The following is a 2,091-nucleotide window of genomic DNA, read 5'->3' as shown; positions in this document are numbered from 1 at the left end:
CCTCCAGCTCCAGCACTTCCGTAAGCTAAATGACTTGGTATAACTAAACGTGCTTTGTCGCCTACTTTTAATAAGCCAATACCTTCATCCCAACCTGGAATTACTTGACCAACACCTAAAGGAAAATCAATAGGCTCGTTACGTTTGTATGATGAATCAAAAACAGTACCGTCAGATAACTGCCCTTTATAATGTACAGAAACGGTTTGTCCTTTTTCTGCCTTAACACCACTTCCCTTTTGAAGAATTTGGTAACGTAAACCGCTTTCAGTTTTATCAAAACCTGCAGCTAATTTATTCAATTCAGCTTCTGCGGCGGCTTTTACAGCTTTTTCTCTTTTTGCTATTGAACCTTCAAAAGTTCTAAACGCTTCAATTGGATTAAAAGCTTCAGCATCTGCACCAACTCTAACTATTTCTAAACTTTCTATTTTATCACCTTGCGCAATAGCATCAACAATATCTTGTCCTTGACTCACTTTTCCAAAAACGGTATGTTTTCCATCTAACCATTCGGTAGCGGTATGCGTTATAAAAAACTGACTTCCGTTTGTACCTGGTCCTGCATTGGCCATTGATAAAACTCCTGGTCCATCATGTTTTAAATCTGGATGAAACTCATCATCAAACTTATAGCCTGGATTTCCAGCTCCAGAACCTTGTGGGCAACCTCCTTGAATCATAAAATCTGGAATAACTCTATGAAATTTTAAACCATCATAATAAGGCGAACCTTGAGGTTTTACTTTGTTTTCTAAATTCCCTTCTGCTAAAGCAACAAAATGACCAACTGTACCTGGTGTTTTTTTGTACTCTAAAGCAACTAGAATTTCTCCTTTTGTTGTGTTAAATTTTGCGTATAATCCGTCTTTCATGATTCTATTTTTTAAGAAAGTGCAAATATATGAAACATTCATAATAAAATTCCATTACCCAGATAAATGATTGAATGAATGCTGTATATGAACATTAAAAAACGATAAAAAAACCATGAAATGATTTACCATAATAGTTTTGTGCTTCCCAATTATAATTTTAGTTTTACAAAAATCCATTTTCATGAAATTAAGTTTTAATAAAATTCGTTCTGCCTTTGGGAATAAGGATAACACTAATGATTCCAATACAGACAACCAAATAGAAGACATTATTAGTTCTGTAGATGGCGATCCCTTTGCTATTTCTGAACAAAACGTGCTTTTTGCCAAAACTTCTGAACTTGGTGGCTATTTTTACGTCATAGCCATAATTGTTGGGAGTTTTAAAATTAAAACTATGAAGGGCGCTAAATTGGATATTAAGGGGAAGAATTTTAATTTAATACTAAATTCGGATATAGATGAGTTTCAGTCAGACCATTCAAATGTATCAAACCGATATATTACAAGAATCGATTTTCAAATTGAAGAACTTGATGTTTCTAAATTTGATAAAAACACCATTGCCTCTTTAAAACTGCAGACTAAAAAACAGGCGATTGTTTTTAACACCTAGAATGCAATTTTAAACTTCGCTTTAAAAACAAAATAAAGTATGGCTATAAAAAGAATAAAAAATATCTTAAAACTATTTTTACCATATGGAATTATTGTTTTACACAAAAAACATAAGGAGTATAAAAAAACCTATGCAGAAAAAGAACATCATTTCGATATCATTTTTAGCGTTGGCATAGCTTGTCGTCCTGCGCATTACCTAAAAAAATATAAATTAAGGTTATGTTCCAACCCACTAGATTGGATGATGTCTTATTCATTAGAAACCACCGCTCATTTATATCAATCAAAATTCAATGATTTTTTCATTGAATTTGAAGAAAAAGGTGAAAATTCTAATATATTTTTTGATAAAAAAAACGAAATAACGTCACTTCACTTTTCAGAAATTGGAACCGACAATAATGCTTTTAATAAGAAAATGAAAAACCGCTTTAAAAGGGCAAATAAAAGATTAAAAAAAGCAGATAAAATTTGTTTTATTTCTAATCGAAATGAAAATGTCAATCTATTTTCTGATTTTCTTAAAAAAATGGGAACCATCTATTCAGGAGAAATAACACTCATAAATATTAAAAATAATATAGCCATTGAT

General features: G+C 31.6%; 3 protein-coding genes. 2 read left to right on the top strand and 1 reads right to left on the bottom strand.

Annotated features, from left to right (window positions below):
- The coding region (locus WBN21_RS02215) for a peptidylprolyl isomerase (protein WP_424197673.1) at positions 1-875 on the bottom strand (875 nt) is incomplete at its 3' end.
- A 184-nt stretch (positions 876-1,059) separates the two neighbouring features.
- Between WBN21_RS02215 and WBN21_RS02210 the strand changes: the two genes are divergently transcribed.
- Positions 1,060-1,494 carry a hypothetical protein gene (locus WBN21_RS02210; protein WP_424197672.1) on the top strand — a complete coding sequence of 145 codons (435 nt, stop codon included), beginning with the start codon at positions 1,060-1,062 and terminating at the stop codon, positions 1,492-1,494.
- 39 nt (positions 1,495-1,533) lie between these two features.
- On the top strand, positions 1,534-2,091 hold a 558-nt coding region (locus WBN21_RS02205; protein ID WP_424197671.1), incomplete at its 3' end, for a DUF1796 family putative cysteine peptidase.

The sequence above is a fragment of the Algibacter sp. genome, assembly GCF_049667265.1.
Classification (GTDB): Bacteria; Bacteroidota; Bacteroidia; order Flavobacteriales; family Flavobacteriaceae; genus Algibacter_B.
Note: the sequence above shows the minus strand (reverse complement) of the source record. Positions and strands in the feature narration are given on the sequence as shown.